Raw genomic sequence first — 19,371 nt, forward strand, 5'->3', positions numbered from 1 at the left:
TTATATTTTATGGAATTAAAGGATATTCAAAACCTAATTAAGTTTGTTTCTAAATCTGGAGTTAACGAAGTTAAATTAGAAAGAGAAGATTTTAAAATCACGATTAAGGCAGGATCGAGTACTCCTGAAACAACAATTGTGCATCAAGCACCAATGATGGCTCAAGCAGCGCCTATGGCAGTTGCACCAGCAGCGGCTCCGGCAGCAGTACCTGCAGTGGCACCAACAGATGCAGCTCCTGCAGCAGGTAGTGATGATTCTAAATACATAGAAATTAAATCACCAATTATTGGAACGTTCTATAGAAGACCTTCTCCAGATAAACCGAATTTTGTAGAGGTTGGAGATACGGTACAAGCAGATACAGTAGTTTGTATTGTTGAGGCAATGAAATTATTTAATGAAATTGAATCAGAAGTATCTGGTAAAATTGTAAAGGTGTTGGTAGATGAATCTTCACCAGTTGAGTTTGGGCAACCCTTATTCTTGGTAGATCCATCATAGTTAGTTTGCTATTAATTCTGAAGTTTTAATTTATAAACTTCTAATTCAATTGAGTTATGTTTAAAAAAATATTAATTGCAAATAGAGGTGAAATAGCTCTAAGAGTTATTAGAACCTGTAAAGAGATGGGGATAAAATCTGTAGCTGTTTATTCAACTGCAGATGCTGATAGTTTACACGTCAAATTTGCCGATGAGGCAGTGTGTATTGGTCCTGCACCGAGTTCAGAATCTTATTTAAAGATTTCAAATATTATTTCAGCAGCTGAGATCACAAATGCAGATGCTATACATCCAGGGTATGGATTCTTGTCTGAAAATGCTAAATTTTCTAAGATATGTGAAGAGCACAATATTAAATTTATTGGTGCTTCTGCCGAAATGATTAATAGAATGGGAGACAAAGCCTCTGCTAGAGCAACTATGATAGAAGCGGGTGTTCCTGTAGTTCCTGGTTCTGATGGTGTTCTTGATACTTATGAAGATGCTGAAAAATTAGCAGAAGAAATGGGGTATCCTGTTATGCTAAAAGCAACTTCTGGAGGTGGTGGTAAAGGTATGCGTGCTGTTTGGGAACAAGAAAGTCTTAGAAAAGGATGGGATGATGCGCGTCAAGAATCAATGGCTTCGTTCAATGACGATACCATGTATATGGAGAAGTTGATTCAAGAGCCACGCCATATTGAAATTCAGGTTGTTGGAGATTCTTATGGAAAAGCATGTCATTTATCTGAAAGAGATTGTTCTGTTCAAAGACGTCATCAAAAATTAACAGAAGAAGTTCCTTCTCCTTTTATGACTAAAAAGTTAAGAAAGGACATGGGAGAGGCAGCTGTGAAAGCGGCAGAATATATTAAATATGAAGGAGCAGGTACTGTTGAGTTTTTAGTTGACAAGCACCGTAACTTCTATTTTATGGAAATGAATACACGTATACAAGTAGAACATCCAATTACGGAACAAGTAATTGATTTTGATTTGATTCGTGAGCAAATATTAGTGGCTGCTGGTGTTCCAATTTCTGGAAAAAATTATGAGCCAAAATTACATTCAATCGAATGTAGAATTAATGCAGAAGATCCACATAACGGGTTTAGACCTTCACCAGGTAGAATTGAAACTTTACACGCACCAGGAGGTCATGGAGTGAGATTGGATACGCATGTATATGCAGGTTATAGCATTCCTCCAAATTACGATTCTATGATTGCAAAGTTGATTACAACAGCGCAAACAAGAGAAGAGGCGATTAATAAAATGAAGAGGGCTTTAGATGAGTTTGTTATTGAGGGAATTAAAACTACGATTCCTTTCCACAGACAATTGATGGATAATCCTGATTATGTTGCAGGAAATTATACAACGAAGTTTATGGAAGATTTTGAAATGCAAGCTTAGTTTTAGTTTCAAATTAGAATATAGAATAAAGGATATGAGAAATCATATCCTTTATTTTTTTATTTTTGATTTCAAATTGAACTCAAATGAAAGAGAAGTCCTTACATATCGATGGTATAGATAAGATTATTTTAAAAAAGTTAATTGACGACGCACGTACACCAATCTTAAGTATTGCTAGAGAAGTTGGAATTTCAGGCGCTGCTATACATCAACGCTTGAGAAAATTGGAAGCCTCAGGATTAATTGCTGGTTCAAAATTTGTATTGAATCCGAAAGTACTTGGTTATAAAACATTGGCCTTTGTTGGAATCTTTTTGGATGCGGCAAGTAAAAACTCGGCAGCAATAAAAAGATTAAAAGAAATCCCCGAAGTAATTGAAAGTCATTATACCACGGGAAATTATGCTATTTTTATTAAGATTCTTTGTAGAGACAATGAACACTTAATGAATGTGTTAAACGTTGAAATTCAAAATATAAAAGGAGTTGCAAGAACTGAAACTTTTATATCGCTAGATCAACATATTGACAGACAAATTAGTTTATAATTAATCTCGTCCTGCGTATATCATTATATAGTATACTAATGTAGCAAGGGCACCGAGTGCAGCAACTACATATGTCCGCGCAGCCCAATTTAAAGCATCATGTGCACCGGCTTGCTCTTCTTGCGTTAACATGTTTTTATCTCCTAGCCAAGCCAAGGCTCTATTACTTGCATCGTATTCTACTGGTAATGTAACAAAACTGAAGAACACCGTTGCTGCAAATAATACGATTCCAAGTGGTAATAAGATTGGGAATGACTGAAAGAATATACCGGCCATAATTACCCACATAGAAAGTTTGCTGGCAATACCAACCATTGGCACTAAACTAGATCTGAATTGTAACCATGAATAAGCGGTTGCATGTTGAACGGCATGCCCAACTTCGTGAGCCGCAACAGCGGCAGCCGCAGCATTTCTTTGATTATAAACGGCCTCACTTAAATTTACAGTTTTATCTTTTGGGTTGTAGTGATCTGTCAGTCTACCAGGAGTTGAAATTACTTGTACATCATAGATTCCATGGTCATTTAGCATTTGCTCCGCAATTTCTCTACCCGACATCCCATTTTGTAGTGTCATTTTCGAGTATTTTTTGAATTTACTTTTTAATTTGGATTGCACCATCCAACCTGCTAATGCAATTACACCAAAGATTATATATCCTATTGCCATATTTAATATTTTTAGAGTTTCAATTTAATTATTATTAATACGTAATTTTACTGCATAAAGTATTCCAATTCAAAATAAACGACAAAATGGCAAAACAACCCAAGATTCTACTCATTTATACTGGAGGTACGATTGGAATGACTAAGGATTTTGAAACTGGAGCCTTGAAAGCATTTAATTTTGATAAATTACTTACGCATATTCCAGAATTGAAACATTTAAATTGTGAAATCGAAAGTTATACATTTAATGAGCCGATAGATTCTTCAAATATGAATCCTAAGCATTGGATTACAATTACTGAAGTAATTGAAGACAATTATTCCAATTTTGGTGGGTTTGTGGTGTTGCATGGTTCGGATACAATGTCATACTCTGCATCCGCAATAAGTTTTATGTTCGAAAACTTATCCAAGCCCGTAATATTTACCGGATCGCAATTGCCAATCGGAGATTTAAGAACAGATGCAAAAGAAAACCTTATAACTTCTTTGGAAATAGCAGCAGCTCAGAAAAAAGGGAGACCTATAATTTCAGAAGTTTGCTTGTATTTCGAATATAAATTGTACAGGGCAAATAGAACAACAAAAGTTAGTGCGGAAAACTTCGAAGCATACGCTTCTCCAAATTACCCACCGTTAGGAGAAAGTGGTGTTCATCTTAAATTTAGTGAGAATCTATTGTTACAAAATAGAAGGTTTAAAAAAATTAAAATTAGAAAGCGTTTAGAAGAGAATATTGTTTTGTTGAAATTATTTCCTGGGATTACTGAAAAGGTAGTACGCAGCGTGTTAGAAATTGATGGGTTAAAAGGGGTTGTATTAGAAACCTTTGGATCTGGAAATGCACCTACAGATAAATGGTTTGTGAATGCTCTAAGAGATGCCATAAAACGTGGCATTAAAATTGTTAATACTACACAGTGCACAAGTGGAAGTGTTGTACTTGGTTTATATGAAACAAGTGTTCAGTTAAAAAAAATAGGTTTGATAAGCGGTAAGGACTTAACAACCGAAAGTGCTTTGGCTAAATTAATGTATCTATTAGGTGAAAAAATTCCGAATACTCAGTTTAAAGAGGTTTTTGAAACACCATTAAGAGGTGAAATGATGCGTTAAAGAATCGGTTTTTTGAAATTGCTTAGAAGAATAATTGAGATTTAAGAAAAACGTTAAACAATTGACAATAAAAAGATTGATTTTTCTTAAAGTCTTAGTGAAGTTTTAATTATTGCTTATTTAAAAATAAAACTTTCATGAACCAACATTTTTTTGTTACTTGGCAATCGCAAAATTTTGCAATTTAGGAGAGATGGCTGAGTGGTTTAAGGCGCGCGCCTGGAAAGCGTGTTTACGGGAAACTGTATCGGGGGTTCGAATCCCTTTCTCTCCGCGCTAAATTGTTTTTTTGCAAAAATGTTATATCTTTAACCCATAATCTAATTTAATAAAATAACAATTAATTATTACACAATGAAAAAATTATTTACTATCCTAGCAATTACAGGATTATTGTTTTTAGGAACGACGCAAACAACGTATGCACAGGATGACACACAGACAGAACAAGTTGACGGCGAAAAAGGTTTTCATCAAGAACTAAAACAACGATTCATTCAAGGAGGTCCTTTCTTTATGGGGATTGTATTAATTGCTTTGATATTAGGTCTTGCAATTGCAATTGAAAGAATCATATATTTAAATTTAGCAACTACAAACACTAAGAAGTTAATTGGTTCTGTTGAGGAAGCATTAGCATCTGGAGGTGTTGAAGCAGCTAAAGAAGTTTGTAGAAATACAAAAGGACCTGTTGCAGCTATTTTCTATCAAGGTTTAGATCGTTCTGACGACGGAGTTGAAGCGGCAGAAAAAGCTATCGTTGGTTACGGTGGAGTTCAAATGGGATTATTAGAGAAAAACATCTCATGGTTAACATTATTTATTGCATTGGCACCAATGTTAGGGTTCATGGGAACTGTAATTGGTATGATTAAAGCATTTGATAATATTGCTGCGTCTAACGAAATGTCTCCAGCAACGGTTGCAGGTGGTATTCAGGTAGCATTATTAACAACTGTATTTGGTCTTGTAGTAGCAATTATACTTCAAATTTTTTACAACTATATCATCGCAAAAGTTGATAGTATTGTAAATAATATGGAAGATGCTTCTATCTCATTAGTAGACCTTTTGGTTGCTCACAAAAAATAAGACATTATGACAAATAAATTTTATACAATAGCAAAATATGGTGCCGCAGCTTTAGGTATTATCGGTATAATTCTTTTAGTAAGAGTTATTATGGGTGGTGAGGCTGTTGAGACTGATGCTGAATTGCAAACTAGTGTTGTAGATCCATTTGTTTCCTTTACTATAGTAATGCTTATAGTAACGACTGTTTTAGCGGTAGGATTCTCATTATTGGGTCTGTTGAAAAACGGTGCGGCATTAAAAAAGGCACTTTTAAGTGTTGGACTGTTAGCGGTGTTTTTTATCATTGCATATTCTGTATCTAGTGATGGAGAAGTAACTAACAAATTTGGACAAGTAATCGAATTTGGTGAAAAGGGATCAATTTCTAAAAATGCAGGTGCACTTATCATTTTCTCATACTTTTTAGGAGCGATTGGTTTGGCTTCAGTATTATGGGGGTCTGTAAAGGATATGTTTGCTAAAAATTAATTTAGGACATGGCAAGAAGAGACACACCAGAAATTAACGCAGGTTCTATGGCCGACATCGCGTTCTTACTATTGATATTTTTCTTAGTAACGACAACGATGGATGTGGATGCAGGAATTTCGCGTAGGTTGCCGGAGAAGCAACCAATAGATGCGCCACCACCGCCAGTTATTAAAGAAAAGAACGTATTCGAAGTTATTCTTAATAAGAATGATGACCTTTTAATAGAAGGCGATTACAAAGAAGTAAAAGATGTTCGCCAAATGGCAATGGATTTTATTGATAACGGAGGAGGAATAGGAAACGCAATTATTCCTTTTGGAGAAGAAGTTGGAAAGGAATGTGATTGGTGTCAAGGGGCAAAAGACCCAGAATCATCAGATCATCCTAATAAAGCTGTAATTTCTTTAAAAACAGATAGAAGTACGTCGTACGGTATGTTTATTAAAGTTCAGAATGAGTTAGGTGCAGCGTATACAACTTTAAGAAATAGATTATCTCAAGAGGAATATGGAATTTCATATTCAGATTTAGTAATTGCCTTGGAAAAGGACAAAGCTAATGAGTCTATTAAATCGAAGATTAAAAGAATTCGTGCAATGTACCCTGAGATTATTTCTGAATCAGAAAACAATTAATTAAAAAAAGAATACATGTCTAAATTTAGCAAAAAGAAAAAAGGATTGCCGCCAATTAATACGGCGTCGTTACCTGATATTGTATTTATGTTATTGTTCTTTTTTATGGTTGCAACTACAATGCGTGAAACTACTGTTATGGTAGCGCAACAAATTCCTAATGCAACGGAAATTAAAAAATTACAAGACAAACGATTGATTAGTTATATCTATGTAGGTGAAGCTCAAGATAAAGATGCCTACGGAGAAGGAGATAAGATTCAATTGAACGATAAGATATCGGATGTAAAGGAAGTAAGAAGTTTTATTTTTGCTGCTCGTGAAGGAATTAACGAAGACGAGCGTGATTATATGACAACCATGATAAAAGCAGATGAGAACTGTAGTGTTGGTACTATTAATGACATTAAAAAGGAGTTAAGAGAAATCAATGCATTAAAAGTTACGTATTCGGCACGTCCTGGAGAATTGAAATAGTTTTTTATTAAATTATATTTAGAAGCGGCTATCATTTTTTGGTAGCCGCTTTTCTTTATATTTGTATATATGAAAAGAGTTTTTATTCTAATATCTTTCCTGTGTTCATCTCTTTATTGTATGGGGCAAACTGATTCTACTTTTGTTGATAATAAGTATTTTGATGATCAGTTTTATTTTGGATTTAGTTATAATGCTTTGTTAGAGCAGCCAACCGACTTTATTCAGAATGGAATATCAGGCGGAATAGGGATAGGCTATATTCGAGACATCCCTCTAAATAAACAACGTAATGTTGGTTTTGGTGTAGGGTTTGGATATGCGTACAATGTTTATATCCAAAACATGAAAATAGAAGAGATTTCTGGTGAAACTAAATATACAATTGTTTCATCTGACGCTTACCGAAGTAATAGATTTGCAAGCCACTCAATTGAAGTTCCAATTGAGTTCCGTTGGCGAAATTCTACTCCGACAAAGTATAATTTTTGGCGAGTATATGCAGGTTTAAAATTAGGATATGTTTTTATTGCAAATTCAAAGTTTGTGGATGATTCTGAAACAATTATTGTGAAGAGTATAAATGAGTTTGATAAAGTACAATATGGACTAACACTTTCGGTAGGTTATAGCAGTTTAAATTTACATGTATATTATGGTTTAAACGACCTGTTTAAAGATGCGTATATAGATTCGGAAGCCATAAATATGAATCAGTTGAATTTAGGCCTTATCTTCTATATACTATAAAGAATATATTGCAAATTGACAACAGATACCAATTAAGAAGCCAATAAGAATTTCCGTTTTAGAATGAGCATTTAAACTCAATCTAGAGTTTGCAATTATTCCAGACATTACAAATAATATAGACAATAATAACAGTAGGTTTATTTGATAGTAAATACTAAGAGTAATAAAAAAACCAATCATTCCACCTATCCCAATCATATGTAAACTTGCTTTGAAATTTCTATAAAGTAAAAAATAAGTTATGATAAGAGCAATGGTCATTCCGTAAAAAAAAAGGGCTAATTCATAGGTTGAGCTACCTTTTTTAATCAAAGATGCCATAAGTAATGAAATAGAAACAAAAAATAGAACTGGAAATTTTCTTTCTCTAGGACTAACCAAATGAAAACTATTTATTGATTTAGATTTTTTTAAAAGAGAAAGAAAAAGCAAAGGTAGGAGATAAGTGCAGACAAAAACAGCACCGATCACCATCATTTCCCATTGTTTGTTTATATGTCTTGGTATCAATATAAAATAGAGAATAGTACCGATTATAGGCACTACAATTGGATGTAAAATGTAAGAAATTAGTTTTGTAAATTTCATCTACTATAATTTTTTTCTTAACCTAGCAACAGGTATATCTAGTTGTTCTCTGTATTTTGCTATAGTTCTTCTAGCAATTGGATATCCTTTTTCTTTTAAAATTTCTGATAACCTGTCGTCAGTAAAAGGTTTTTTCTTGTTTTCTTCGGCTACTACAGTTTCAAGGATTTTTTTGATTTCTCTTGTGGACACATCTTCCCCTTGGTCGTTTTTCATTGATTCAGAAAAGAATTCTTTAATGAGTTTTGTGCCATATGGAGTGGTAACATATTTGCTATTTGCAACACGTGATACCGTAGAAATATCCATATTAATTTTTTCTGCAATATCTTTTAAAATCATCGGCTTTAACTTACGTTCATCACCGGTTAAAAAGAATTCTTCTTGATAATGCATAATAGCATTCATTGTAACCAATAGTGTTTGTTGTCGTTGCTTAATGGCATCAATAAACCATTTGGCGGCATCTAATTTTTGCTTTATAAATAGCACTGCATCCTTTTGAGATTTTGTTTTTGTTTTTGAATCTTTATAGCCCTTTAACATGTTATTATATTCTGCAGAAACATGTAACTCAGGAGCATTTCTATTATTTAATGTTAACTCTAAGACGCCATCAATAATCTTAATCGTAAAATCTGGTACAATTTGCTCTGCAATTTTATTGTTCCCAACAAACGACCCTCCTGGTTTAGGATTTAGTTTTTCAATTTCGGCTATAACATTTTTCAGAGCATCTTCAGAACAACCGAATTTTTGAAATATTTTGTTGTAATGTTTTTTCGCAAATGCTTCAAAAGATTTATCAATAATGTCAATTGCTAAGGTTCTTACAGGGGTTTCTTGTTTTCGTTTTAACTGAATCAATAAACAATCTTGAAGGTTTTGTGCTCCAACTCCTGCAGGGTCTAATTCTTGAACAATTTTCAGTGTTTTTAGAACGTGTTCCTTAGTTGTGAAAATATTTTGAGTAAAGGCGAGATCATCAATCAAGTCATCTATTTCTCTTCTAATGTATCCACTCTCATCAATACTTCCTATTAAAAATACAGCTATAGATTCTTCTTGTTCAGAAAGGCTATACGTATTTAATTGACTTAGTAGATGTTGATTAAAAGTTGTTCCACTAGCATATGGAACCTGTTTGTCTTCATCATCAGCAGAGTAATTGTTTGTTTGTGTTTTATACGATGGTATTTCATCGTCACTTAAATACTCATCAATATTAATGTCTTCGGTATCTATTGATTCTGAATCTGTATCATTAAAATCATCTTCATTTTGATCGTCGAATGAATCGCTATCCTCCTTGCCTTTTTCAAGGGCAGGGTTCTCCTCAATTTCCTGTTTCATTCGCTGTTCAAACGCTTGTGTAGGTAACTGAATCAATTTCATTAACTGAATCTGCTGAGGCGATAGTTTTTGCGAAAGTTTATATTGTAGAAACTGTTTTAACATAAAGTAAATCTACAAAAAAAGATACACTTTTGGGTGTATCTTTTTACTCTTAAAACTCTGCGTTTTGCGGTGTTCTTGGGAAAGGAATAACATCTCTAATATTACCCATACCGGTAACGAATTGCACAAGTCGTTCAAATCCGAGACCAAAACCACTATGCACGGCAGTTCCGAATTTTCTAGTATCTAAATACCACCATAATTCTTCTTCTTCAATTCCTAATACTTCCATTTTGTTTTTTAAAACATCTAAACGCTCCTCACGTTGTGCTCCTCCAACTATTTCTCCTATACCCGGGAATAACACATCCATTGCACGTACGGTTTTACCATCATCATTTAATCGCATATAAAATGCTTTAATGTTCGCTGGGTAATCAAATAAAATTACCGGGCATTTAAAGTGCTTTTCAACCAAATAGCGTTCGTGCTCACTTTGTAAATCTACACCCCATTCGTTTACTGGAAATTGAAATTTCTTTTTCTTATTTGGTTTCGAATTTCTTAAAATATCAATTGCTTCGGTATAACTAACACGTTTAAAGTTGTTGTCTGAAACAAATTTTAATTTTTCAATTAATGACATTTCGCTTCTCTGATTCGCAGGTTTAGATTTTTCTTCTTGTAATAATCTATTTTCTAAAAAGGCTAAATCATCTTTACAAGTGCTCAAAACATCCTTTATAACGGACTTAATGAAATCTTCTGCCAAATCCATATTCATGTCTAAATCATGAAAAGCCATCTCTGGTTCAATCATCCAAAATTCAGCCAAATGTCTTGTTGTATTAGAGTTTTCTGCTCTAAATGTTGGGCCAAATGTATAAACTTTTCCTAAGGCCATCGCGTAAGTTTCAGCTTCTAACTGACCTGAAACGGTTAAGTTAGTTTCTTTACCGAAGAAATCTTGAGAATAATCTATGTTGCCATTTTCGTCGGTAGGAGCTTTATTTGCTTCAAAGTTTGTTACTTTAAACATTTCTCCTGCCCCTTCAGCATCAGATCCCGTAATAATAGGTGCATGAAAATTGTAAAAACCATTTTCTGTAAAGTATTTATGAACCGCATAAGAAAGTGCAGACCGTAAACGCATTACAGCACTAAACGTATTTGTTCTAATTCTTAAATGTGCATTTTCTCTGAGATATTCTAGCGAATGTCTTTTCGGTTGAATAGGATACTCTTCTGGATTAGAATCACCTAAAACTTCAATATTGGCAACTTGAATCTCTACTTTTTGTCCTTTTCCTTGACTTTCAACCAATGTTCCTGTAACGGCAATTGCTGCTCCAGTATTGATTCTTTTTAATAAAGATTCATCTGTATTTTCAAAATCAAGTACGCACTGAATATTATTAATTGTAGAACCGTCATTCAACGCAATAAATCTATTACTTCTAAAAGTTCTAACCCATCCTTTAATCGTTACATCTTGTAACAACTTATCTGATCTTAATAATTCAGCAATCGTGCTCATAATCGTCTATTAAAAATTAAGGTGCAAAGATACTGAATGTATTGCTTTAGAAAAAGATTGATCTATTAAAAAATAGAGAATCTTATTTGTCATCATCATCAAGATTCTCAATAGGCAACACGGGTAATGTTGGTTCTTTCAACGTTTTTTTATTGGCTATTGTTGATTCTAAAGACAATAACATTGACGGTAATAATAATAGGTTAGAAGACATTGCAAATAACAAGGTTATAGATACTAATCCACCTAAGGCAACGGTTCCTCCAAAGCTAGATACTGTGAAAACCAAAAATCCAAAAAACAATACAATAGAAGTATAGAACATGCTTACACCTGTTTCTCTCAGAGCAGCATAAACTGATTTTTTCACCTTCCAATTATTGGCTTGTAATTCTTGTCGGTATTTGGCTAAAAAGTGAATGGTGTCATCAACAGAAATACCAAAGGCAACACTAAATACTAATATAGTTGAAGGTTTTAAAGGTATGCCAAAATATCCCATTAAACCAGCCGTGATTAGAAGTGGTAAGAAGTTTGGGATAATGGAAATTAAAATCATCTTAAATGAACGAAACATAAAGGCCATAAATAAGGCAATAAGAATAATGGCCAATGACAGCGACAATACTAAATTGTTAATTAAATATTTGGTTCCTTTTAAGAAAACCAGTGACTTTCCAGTTACAGTAACGTCATATCTATCCTCTTCAAATTCTGTATTAATTTTAGATTTTAAGCGGGCCTCAATAGCTTCCATTTCGGTTGTACCTATATCCTTAATGTAGGTGGTTAATCGAGCATATTGACCTGTCGAGTCTACAAAATTGTTTAACAAATCAGTATCGCCTCCGGCATTTTTTGCATATGACAAAATGAAATTTTTATCTTGATTCGTTGGTAACTGATAATACTTTGGAATACCGTTGTAATAGGCTTGTTTGGAGTATTTTACCAAATTGGTAATAGATAATGATTTTGACAATTCAGGAATTTCATCAATAGTCTCATTAAGTCTTTCAATTTTCTTAAGCGTTCGTAATTGCATTACTCCTTTCGGTTCTTTAGTATCAATTAAAATCTCTAAAGGCATAATACCACCAAACTCTTCTTCAAAGAATTTTATATCGCTATAGAATTCTTTGTCCTTTGGCATGTCATCAATCAAACTACCAGCAATTTTCATTTGGTAAATACCAATAATACTGGCAACAATTAGAATGACCGTAGTAACATAAATAGCAAATCTATGTTGTCGTACCATTTTCTCCATCCAATCTACTATATGCCCCATCCATTTTCTATCTAGATGTTTTAGGTGCTTTGTTTTTGGTACAGGCAGAAAACTATACATAATTGGAATAATGAGCAATGCTAATAAAAACACGGCTATAATATTAATAGATGCTAATATTCCAAATTCTACTAATATAGAACTCTTTGTAAAGATAAATGTTGCAAACCCAGACGCCGTGGTAATGTTGGTCATTAAAGTAGCATTTCCAACTTTTGAAATAACACGTTGTAAACTCTTGGCTTGGTTCCCATGATTTTTAATTTCTTGTTGATACTTATTAATTAAGAATATAGCATTGGGTACGCTAATAACAATAATTAATGGAGGGATTAAAGCGGTTAAAACCGATATTTCGAAGCGGAAAAGTCCAATTAGTCCAAATGCCCAAGTACAACCAATACTAACAATTAATAAGGTTATAAATGTTGCTCTAAAGGATCTAAAAAATAAAAAGAAAATCAATGCCGTAACAAACAGTGCCAGACCAACAAACATGGCCATTTCATTTTCTATGTTCTGAGCATTTAGGGTTCTTATATATGGAATCCCAGAAACACGGATGTTTAAATCAGTATCATTCTCAAACTTGTTAACGATATCCGTAAATTTACCTAGAATTAGGTCTTTCCTTTTTGATGTGTTGACAATTTTTTTATCAAGGTAAATTACCGTCTGAATGGTACCGGTTTCTTTATTATATAAGATGTTGTCATAGAACGGTAAGTTGTTAAATAACTCTTTTTTAATTGCTAGAACTTCTTCTTTTGTAGTAGGCGTATCTTCAAGAATAGGTGCAATTCCAAATTTTCTATTGGCATCATCTCGTACTAATTTCTTTATATCTCCAATGGAAATGCAGTAGTCAACTTCTTCAAAAAAATTTATTTCTTTGGCTAAAGTATTCCAGGCATTAAATTTCTCAGGGTTAAAAATGGTAGAATCTTTGATTCCCATTATGATTACATTCCCTTCTTCTCCAAATAAATCTAAAAACTGATCATATTCAACATTTACTTCATGATCGCTTGGTAATAAATTTGCTTCGGTATAAGAAAATCTAAGATGTTCTGTTTGTAATACTAAAAAGTACGTTGCAGCGGCAATTAGCAACAATATAGGAATTCGGCCTTTAATTATCAGCCGAGAAAGTTTCGTCCAAAAATTCATTAGAAAAATTTGGCACAAAGATACCAAAAGAAATAGTTTTTAGGCTTAAAAATAAAAGAGGAAATGGAGGTTTTAAAAAAAGAAAATCCGCCAATTGACGGATTTTAATAATTTTAAAAGGAGAGTAATTAAACTGTCATAATATCTACCTCTTTTTTGGCAAACATTTCGTCTATTTTTTTGATATATGAATCTGTAAGTTCTTGAATTGTACCCTCAGTGTTCTTTTTCATGTCATCAGAAATATCCAATTTCTTAATTTCATTATTAGCATCCTTTCGCGCATTTCTTACACTTACTTTATCATGTTCTGCTTCGGCCTTTGCTTGTTTTGCTAATTGTTTTCTTCGCTCTTCAGTTAACGGAGGAACATTGATAATAATCATTTCACCGTTATTCATAGGATTGAATCCTAGATTTGCAATCATTATTCCTTTTTCAATTTCTTGCAACATAGATTTTTCCCAAGGTTGAACAGAAATTGTTCTACCATCGGGTGTGTTTACATTTGCAACTTGAGAAAGAGGTGTTTGCGAACCATAGTAATCAACACTAACTCCAGATAGCATTGACGGTGTTGCTTTTCCTGCTCGTATATTCCTCAAGGATTTTTCTAGATGAGAAATCGCATTATCCATTTGTTCTTTTGCCGTGTCAATTATAAAATCTATCTCTTCATTCATGGTGCTAAATTTTAATTTGTTTATTAATTCTTAACAATGGTACCAATATTTTCACCTGCAATTACTTTAAATAAATTACCCGGAGTGTTCATGTCGAACACAATTATTGGCAATTCATTTTCTTGACTTAGCGTAAAGGCAGTTGTATCCATAATTTTAAGACCTTTCTTTAATACATCATCAAAAGAAAGTTTGTCAAATTTAATGGCGTTAGTATTTTTCTCAGGATCCGAATCATAAATTCCATCTACACGTGTTCCTTTTAAAATAACATCAGCGTTAATTTCAATAGCTCTTAAAACTGCAGCCGAATCTGTTGTAAAAAAAGGATTTCCTGTGCCAGAACCAAAAATAACAACACGCCCTTTTTCTAAATGACGAACTGCTTTTCTTTTAATAAAAGGTTCTGCAATTGCTTCTATCTTTATAGCAGTCTGTAATCTAGTTGGAATATCAGCATCTTCTAATGCACTCTGCAATGCCAATCCATTAATCACGGTGGCTAACATCCCCATGTAATCAGCTTGAACACGATCCATACCATTACTGGCACCTGCAACTCCTCTAAAAATGTTTCCACCACCAATAACAATGGCAACTTCTACACCTTGATTTGTAATTTCTTTGATATCTTCGGCATATTCCGCCAAACGTTTTGGGTCAATTCCGTAATTGCGTTCGCCCATTAACGCTTCGCCACTTAATTTAAGCAAGATTCTTTTGTATGCCATAGTTTATTTGAAAGTTATGCAAATATATAAAATAGTTTAGAAGAAAAAACAGGAAAATTCAATCAAAAGGAGTAATGCTTTTATACTAAGTTTCATATGATATTTCACCTAATAATTGCAGATTATATAATTGAAAATATGTCCATTTAACAATCTCGAAAAAAGGAAGAATTCTATTTTGATAAGTTGAAGATAATCGATCGTTTTAATTATATTCGTGAAACTAATTTCAAAAACTAACTAAATGCCATTACTCATTGTTCTTATAGGAATTGTGCTGCTTTTTATTTTGATAGCAGGCTTTAAACTGAATTCATTTATTTCATTTATTATCGTATGCCTTTTTGTAGGAATTGTTGGCGGTATGGAATTGCAGAGTGTTATAGATTCGATTCAGACAGGAATAGGCAAAACGCTTGGTTACTTGGTGCTAATATTGGGTTTGGGAGCAATGCTTGGAAAGTTGGTGGCAGATAGTGGTGCAGCACAACGAATCACCTCTAAATTAGTAGATAAATTTGGTGTAAAACACATTCAGTGGGCGTTAGTGCTAACTGGGTTTATAGTAGGGATACCAATGTTTTATACAGTTGGATTTGTAATTTTAGTTCCCTTAGTATTTACCGTAGCAGCCCAAACTAAATTACCTTTAATTTATGTAGGTCTTCCAATGCTAGCCTCACTATCTGTAACGCATGGTTTTTTGCCTCCCCATCCGGCGCCAACTGCAATTGCTGTTATGTTTGGTGCAGATATTGGTAAAACTTTAATTTACGGAATTATAATCGCTATACCCACTATAATAATTGCTGGGCCTTTGTTTACTAGAACAATAAAAAATGTAAATGCAACGCCTTTAATGGAATTTTATAACCCTGTAATATTAAAAGATGATGAAATGCCGAGTATGGCTATAAGTGTTTTTAGCGCTTTACTTCCGGTAATTCTTATCGGTTTTTCTACCATCGCTTTAACGTTTTTACCAAGTGACTTTATTTTAAATGATATTATTGGATTTGTTGGAAACCCAATAATGGCAATGCTCATTTCGGTTTTAGTGGCGATTTATACCTTAGGCTTATCTAGAGGAAAAAAAATGAAGGAACTAATGACATCAGTTTCTACAGCAATTTCAAGTATAACCATGGTATTATTAATTATTGCCGGTGCCGGTGCATTAAAACAAATATTAACCGACAGCGGAGTAAGCGATTATATTGGAAGTTTGTTATCAGAGTCTTCCATCTCGCCATTAATATTAGCCTGGTTAATCGCAACTATTTTACGAATTTGTGTTGGATCGGCAACTGTTGCAGGTTTAACCGCAGCAGGAATAATTTTGCCAATGGTATCGACAACTGGGGTAAGTCCAGAATTAATGGTTATTGCTATTGGAGCTGGGAGTTTAATGTGTTCGCATGTAAATGATGGTGGTTTTTGGATGTTTAAAGAATATTTTAATTTGTCCGTTAAGGATACATTGAAAACTTGGACAGTAATGGAAACCACAGTTGGAGTGCTTGGTCTTGTAGGCGCTCTAATTTTAAATAACTTTGTATAAAAATTAATAATTATGATTATAAAACCTTCAGAAAAGATAAAAGAATTAGGGCTTAAATTCCCTCCTCCACCTCAACCGGCGGGCGTATATAAACCAATTTTAGTAGTAGATAATTTCTTATATATCTCTGGTCATGCTCCCGTTAATTTTGACGGAAGTCTAATGCAAGGAAGGCTTGGAGATAATTTGACTATTGAACAAGGTTATGAAGCAGCGAGACAGGTGGGCCTGACAATGGTGTCTGCAATTTTAACTCATTTTGGTGATATAGACCGCGTTAAAAGAGTTGTTAAGGTGTTAGGAATGGTTAATTGCACACCAGATTTTATCAATCATCCATCTGTAATGAACGGATATTCTGAGTTGTTGGCTGAAATATGGGGGAAAGAAAATGGTATTGGAGTTCGAAGTGCAGTCGGTATGATGTTACCTGATGGAATTCCGGTAGAAGTAGAAGCCGTATTCGAATTGCATAAATAAATTTAGTTTATGGAATGGTTTCGGATTGATAGTACAGATGATTTAGTCTCTCCTTCGTTATTGGTGTATCCAGATCGAATTCGAAAGAATATCGAATTAATGATTGAAATAGCTGGAGGTACTGAAAACCTTAGGCCACATATTAAAACTCATAAGATTGAAGAATTGGTTAGGATACAACAATCTTATGGTATTTATAAATTTAAGTGCGCTACTATTTCCGAAGCGGAATTATTAGGTATTTGTGAAGCAGAAGATGTATTGATAGCGATGCAACCTGTAGGATCTCAATTGAAGAGGTATATCGAATTATTAAAGAAATATCCAAAAACAAAATTTTCAACTTTAGTTGATAATGAAGAAACCTTAAGCCAGTTAGTTTTTCTGATAAATCAAGAAAACAAAAAAGTTAGAATTTGGCTTGATATTAATAATGGAATGAACCGTACAGGAATTATTCCTGGTGAAAAAGCAAAAGAGTTGTTCTTACGGATGCAGGAAAATGATGCTGTTATTTCATCGGGATTTCATGTTTATGATGGTCACATTCATATAGCAAATGAAAAACATAGAAAACAGAAATGTGACCATGACTTTCAATCGGTTATTGATTTAAAGTCAGAACTTAAGAATGAAGGTGTTAATGTTAATACAATCGTTGCCGGAGGTTCTATCACATTTCCAATTCACGCACAAAGGGCAGGGGTGGAGGTGAGTCCTGGGACTCCCGTTCTATGGGATGCTGGCTATGGTAATAGATATGAGGATTTGAATTTTTTACCGGCCGCTACTTTATTTACGCGTGTGGTAAGTAAACCTACTGAAAAAACAGTTTGTCTCGATTTAGGGCATAAGTCTGTGGCTTCTGAAATGGCATTTCCTAGAGTGCAATTCTTAGGAAATATAGATATTTCTCAACTAGATCAGCACGAAGAACATTTGGTGATTGAAGATACAAATGAATTTGAAATTGGTGATGGTTTGTATGCTTTGCCGATTCATATTTGTCCTACTGTTACTAAATATGGTAAAGTTCATGTTGTAGAGAATAATAAAATAAGAGAGAATTGGAAGGTGGTTGCACGAGATCATCAATTAAAAATATAGAAAGATGTTTGTATTTGATGCGCATTTAGATTTGGCAATGAATGCCTTAGAGTGGAATAGAGATTTAACTTGGACCGTAGAAGAAATTCGTAAAAGTGAAATTGGTATGACAGATAAACCCGATAGGGGACTAAATACTGTTTCTCTGGATGCAATGAGAAAAGGTAAGGTTGGTATTTGTGTTGCTACGCAAATTGCGAGATACGTAAAAAAGGACAGTATGTTGCCAGGTTGGAATTCACCACAACAAGCTTGGGCACAAACACAGGGACAATTGGCATGGTATAAAGAAATGGAAGCGATAGGAGAGATGAAAGCCATTACAAATCTGGCTGAATTTGAAGCACAATTAATGGATTGGGAAAATCCAACGGAAAATAGCCCAATTGGCTATATTCTAAGTTTAGAAGGGGCAGACTCTATTGTTACAATGGAGCATCTAGAAAAATCTTTTGAAAGTGGATTACGGGCAATTGGACCTGCACATTATGGGCCTGGGACTTATGCTCATGGAACAGATTCTGTTGGTGGTATTGGCGTAAAAGGAAAAGAATTATTGCATAAAATAATGGAATTGGGGTTAATTCTTGATACTACCCATTTGTGTGATGTTAGTTTTTGGGAGACCATGAAGATATATGATGGGCCTGTTTGGGCGAGTCATAACAATTGTAGAAAATTTGTAAATCACAATCGTCAATATTCTGACGAGCAAATTATTGAATTGATTGGTAGAGATGCAGTAATAGGAATTGCTTTAGATACTTGGATGATGGTGCCTAATTGGGTGCGAGGAGAATCGACACCCAAAGGAATGAATGTTTCTCTTAAACAAATGATAGATAATATTGATCATATCTGTCAACTTTCAGGTGATTCTTTGCATGTTGGAATTGGAACCGACTTAGATGGTGCATTTGGAAAAGAACAAACACCTTATGATTTGGATACAATTGCAGATTTGCAGAAAATAGTTGGTTTGTTAAAAGATAGAGGTTATACTCAAAATGATATTGAAAATATAATGTCTAAGAACTTTATTAGTTTTATAAGAAAGGCTTGGAGTTAAAAAATTCAGTATTAATAACTAGTAATAAAAACAAAAAAGAGTTCATATAGTGAACTCTTTTTTGTTTTTAACTATTAGAA

20 protein-coding genes and 1 tRNA gene are annotated in these 19,371 nt (G+C 33.8%); 14 read left to right on the plus strand and 7 right to left on the minus strand.

Annotated features, from left to right (window positions below):
- Positions 1–9: 9 nt before the first annotated feature.
- From accB to RM519_RS07970, 3 genes are all read left to right on the plus strand, one after another.
- The gene (accB, locus tag RM519_RS07960; protein ID WP_311593161.1) at positions 10–504 is read left to right on the plus strand and encodes an acetyl-CoA carboxylase biotin carboxyl carrier protein; all 495 of its coding nucleotides are present in this window, start codon (positions 10–12) and stop codon (positions 502–504) included.
- Positions 505–560: 56 nt separating this feature from the next.
- Positions 561–1,901 carry an acetyl-CoA carboxylase biotin carboxylase subunit gene (accC, locus tag RM519_RS07965; RefSeq protein ID WP_311593162.1) on the plus strand — a complete coding sequence of 447 codons (1,341 nt, stop codon included), beginning with the start codon at positions 561–563 and terminating at the stop codon, positions 1,899–1,901.
- 86 nt (positions 1,902–1,987) lie between these two features.
- Positions 1,988–2,452 (plus strand): Lrp/AsnC ligand binding domain-containing protein, encoded by a 465-nt coding sequence (locus RM519_RS07970; protein ID WP_311593163.1) that lies wholly within the window; start codon positions 1,988–1,990, stop codon positions 2,450–2,452.
- On the opposite strand, the gene RM519_RS07975 is transcribed toward RM519_RS07970, so the two are convergent.
- Positions 2,453–3,127: a zinc metallopeptidase gene (locus tag RM519_RS07975; protein WP_311593164.1), complete on the minus strand. Its 675-nt coding sequence runs from the start codon at positions 3,125–3,127 to the stop codon at positions 2,453–2,455.
- Positions 3,128–3,213: 86 nt separating this feature from the next.
- Here RM519_RS07975 and RM519_RS07980 point away from each other — a divergent pair, with 86 nt between their 5' ends.
- The 7 genes from RM519_RS07980 to RM519_RS08010 all read left to right on the plus strand — a co-directional run bounded on the left by RM519_RS07980 (position 3,214) and on the right by RM519_RS08010 (position 7,673).
- Complete coding sequence (locus tag RM519_RS07980) at positions 3,214–4,245, plus strand: asparaginase (RefSeq protein ID WP_311593165.1); 1,032 nt, start codon at positions 3,214–3,216, stop codon at positions 4,243–4,245.
- A gap of 187 nt (positions 4,246–4,432) precedes the next feature.
- Positions 4,433–4,519: transfer RNA gene (locus RM519_RS07985), tRNA-Ser, on the plus strand.
- 80 nt (positions 4,520–4,599) lie between these two features.
- A complete protein-coding gene (locus RM519_RS07990; protein ID WP_311593166.1) occupies positions 4,600–5,337 on the plus strand; it encodes a MotA/TolQ/ExbB proton channel family protein in 738 nt (245 codons plus the stop codon).
- A 6-nt stretch (positions 5,338–5,343) separates the two neighbouring features.
- Positions 5,344–5,808, plus strand: coding sequence for a hypothetical protein (locus RM519_RS07995; protein WP_311593168.1), 465 nt, complete (start codon positions 5,344–5,346; stop codon positions 5,806–5,808).
- Between the two features lie 8 nt (positions 5,809–5,816).
- Positions 5,817–6,446, plus strand: coding sequence for an ExbD/TolR family protein (locus tag RM519_RS08000; protein ID WP_311593169.1), 630 nt, complete (start codon positions 5,817–5,819; stop codon positions 6,444–6,446).
- Positions 6,447–6,461: 15 nt separating this feature from the next.
- Positions 6,462–6,923, plus strand: a complete 462-nt coding sequence (locus RM519_RS08005; protein WP_311593170.1) for an ExbD/TolR family protein — start codon at positions 6,462–6,464, stop codon at positions 6,921–6,923.
- 69 nt (positions 6,924–6,992) lie between these two features.
- Positions 6,993–7,673, plus strand: coding sequence for a porin family protein (locus RM519_RS08010; protein WP_311593171.1), 681 nt, complete (start codon positions 6,993–6,995; stop codon positions 7,671–7,673).
- On the opposite strand, the gene RM519_RS08015 is transcribed toward RM519_RS08010, so the two are convergent.
- The 6 genes from RM519_RS08015 to pyrH form a co-directional block, all read right to left on the minus strand.
- Entirely contained in the window at positions 7,668–8,264 is a 597-nt protein-coding gene (locus RM519_RS08015) for a hypothetical protein (RefSeq protein WP_311593172.1), read from the minus strand. The genes RM519_RS08010 and RM519_RS08015 overlap by 6 nt on opposite strands.
- 3 nt (positions 8,265–8,267) lie before the next feature.
- The gene (gene rpoN, locus RM519_RS08020; RefSeq protein WP_311593174.1) at positions 8,268–9,722 is read right to left on the minus strand and encodes an RNA polymerase factor sigma-54; all 1,455 of its coding nucleotides are present in this window, start codon (positions 9,720–9,722) and stop codon (positions 8,268–8,270) included.
- A gap of 49 nt (positions 9,723–9,771) precedes the next feature.
- Positions 9,772–11,199 (minus strand): asparagine--tRNA ligase, encoded by a 1,428-nt coding sequence (gene asnS, locus RM519_RS08025; RefSeq protein ID WP_311593175.1) that lies wholly within the window; start codon positions 11,197–11,199, stop codon positions 9,772–9,774.
- An 82-nt stretch (positions 11,200–11,281) separates the two neighbouring features.
- Positions 11,282–13,660, minus strand: a complete 2,379-nt coding sequence (locus RM519_RS08030; protein WP_311593176.1) for an efflux RND transporter permease subunit — start codon at positions 13,658–13,660, stop codon at positions 11,282–11,284.
- A 128-nt stretch (positions 13,661–13,788) separates the two neighbouring features.
- Positions 13,789–14,343 carry a ribosome recycling factor gene (gene frr, locus RM519_RS08035; RefSeq protein ID WP_311593177.1) on the minus strand — a complete coding sequence of 185 codons (555 nt, stop codon included), beginning with the start codon at positions 14,341–14,343 and terminating at the stop codon, positions 13,789–13,791.
- A gap of 23 nt (positions 14,344–14,366) precedes the next feature.
- On the minus strand, positions 14,367–15,074 hold the full coding sequence (gene pyrH, locus RM519_RS08040) for a UMP kinase (RefSeq protein WP_311593178.1): 708 nt from the start codon (positions 15,072–15,074) through the stop codon (positions 14,367–14,369).
- A gap of 244 nt (positions 15,075–15,318) precedes the next feature.
- On the opposite strand from pyrH, the gene RM519_RS08045 reads away from it, so the two are divergent.
- Genes RM519_RS08045 through RM519_RS08060 form a run of 4 tightly spaced genes read left to right on the plus strand, consistent with a single transcriptional unit; the run spans position 15,319 to position 19,291 of the window.
- Positions 15,319–16,635 carry a gluconate:H+ symporter gene (locus RM519_RS08045; protein WP_311593179.1) on the plus strand — a complete coding sequence of 439 codons (1,317 nt, stop codon included), beginning with the start codon at positions 15,319–15,321 and terminating at the stop codon, positions 16,633–16,635.
- 12 nt (positions 16,636–16,647) lie between these two features.
- Positions 16,648–17,115, plus strand: coding sequence for a RidA family protein (locus RM519_RS08050; RefSeq protein WP_311593180.1), 468 nt, complete (start codon positions 16,648–16,650; stop codon positions 17,113–17,115).
- A 9-nt stretch (positions 17,116–17,124) separates the two neighbouring features.
- A complete protein-coding gene (locus RM519_RS08055; protein ID WP_311593182.1) occupies positions 17,125–18,222 on the plus strand; it encodes a D-TA family PLP-dependent enzyme in 1,098 nt (365 codons plus the stop codon).
- Between the two features lie 4 nt (positions 18,223–18,226).
- Positions 18,227–19,291: a dipeptidase gene (locus RM519_RS08060; RefSeq protein ID WP_311593183.1), complete on the plus strand. Its 1,065-nt coding sequence runs from the start codon at positions 18,227–18,229 to the stop codon at positions 19,289–19,291.
- Positions 19,292–19,371 lie beyond the last annotated feature (80 nt).

Origin of the sequence: Urechidicola vernalis (assembly GCF_031846385.1) — a bacterium.
Classification (GTDB): Bacteria; Bacteroidota; Bacteroidia; order Flavobacteriales; family Flavobacteriaceae; genus Urechidicola; species Urechidicola vernalis.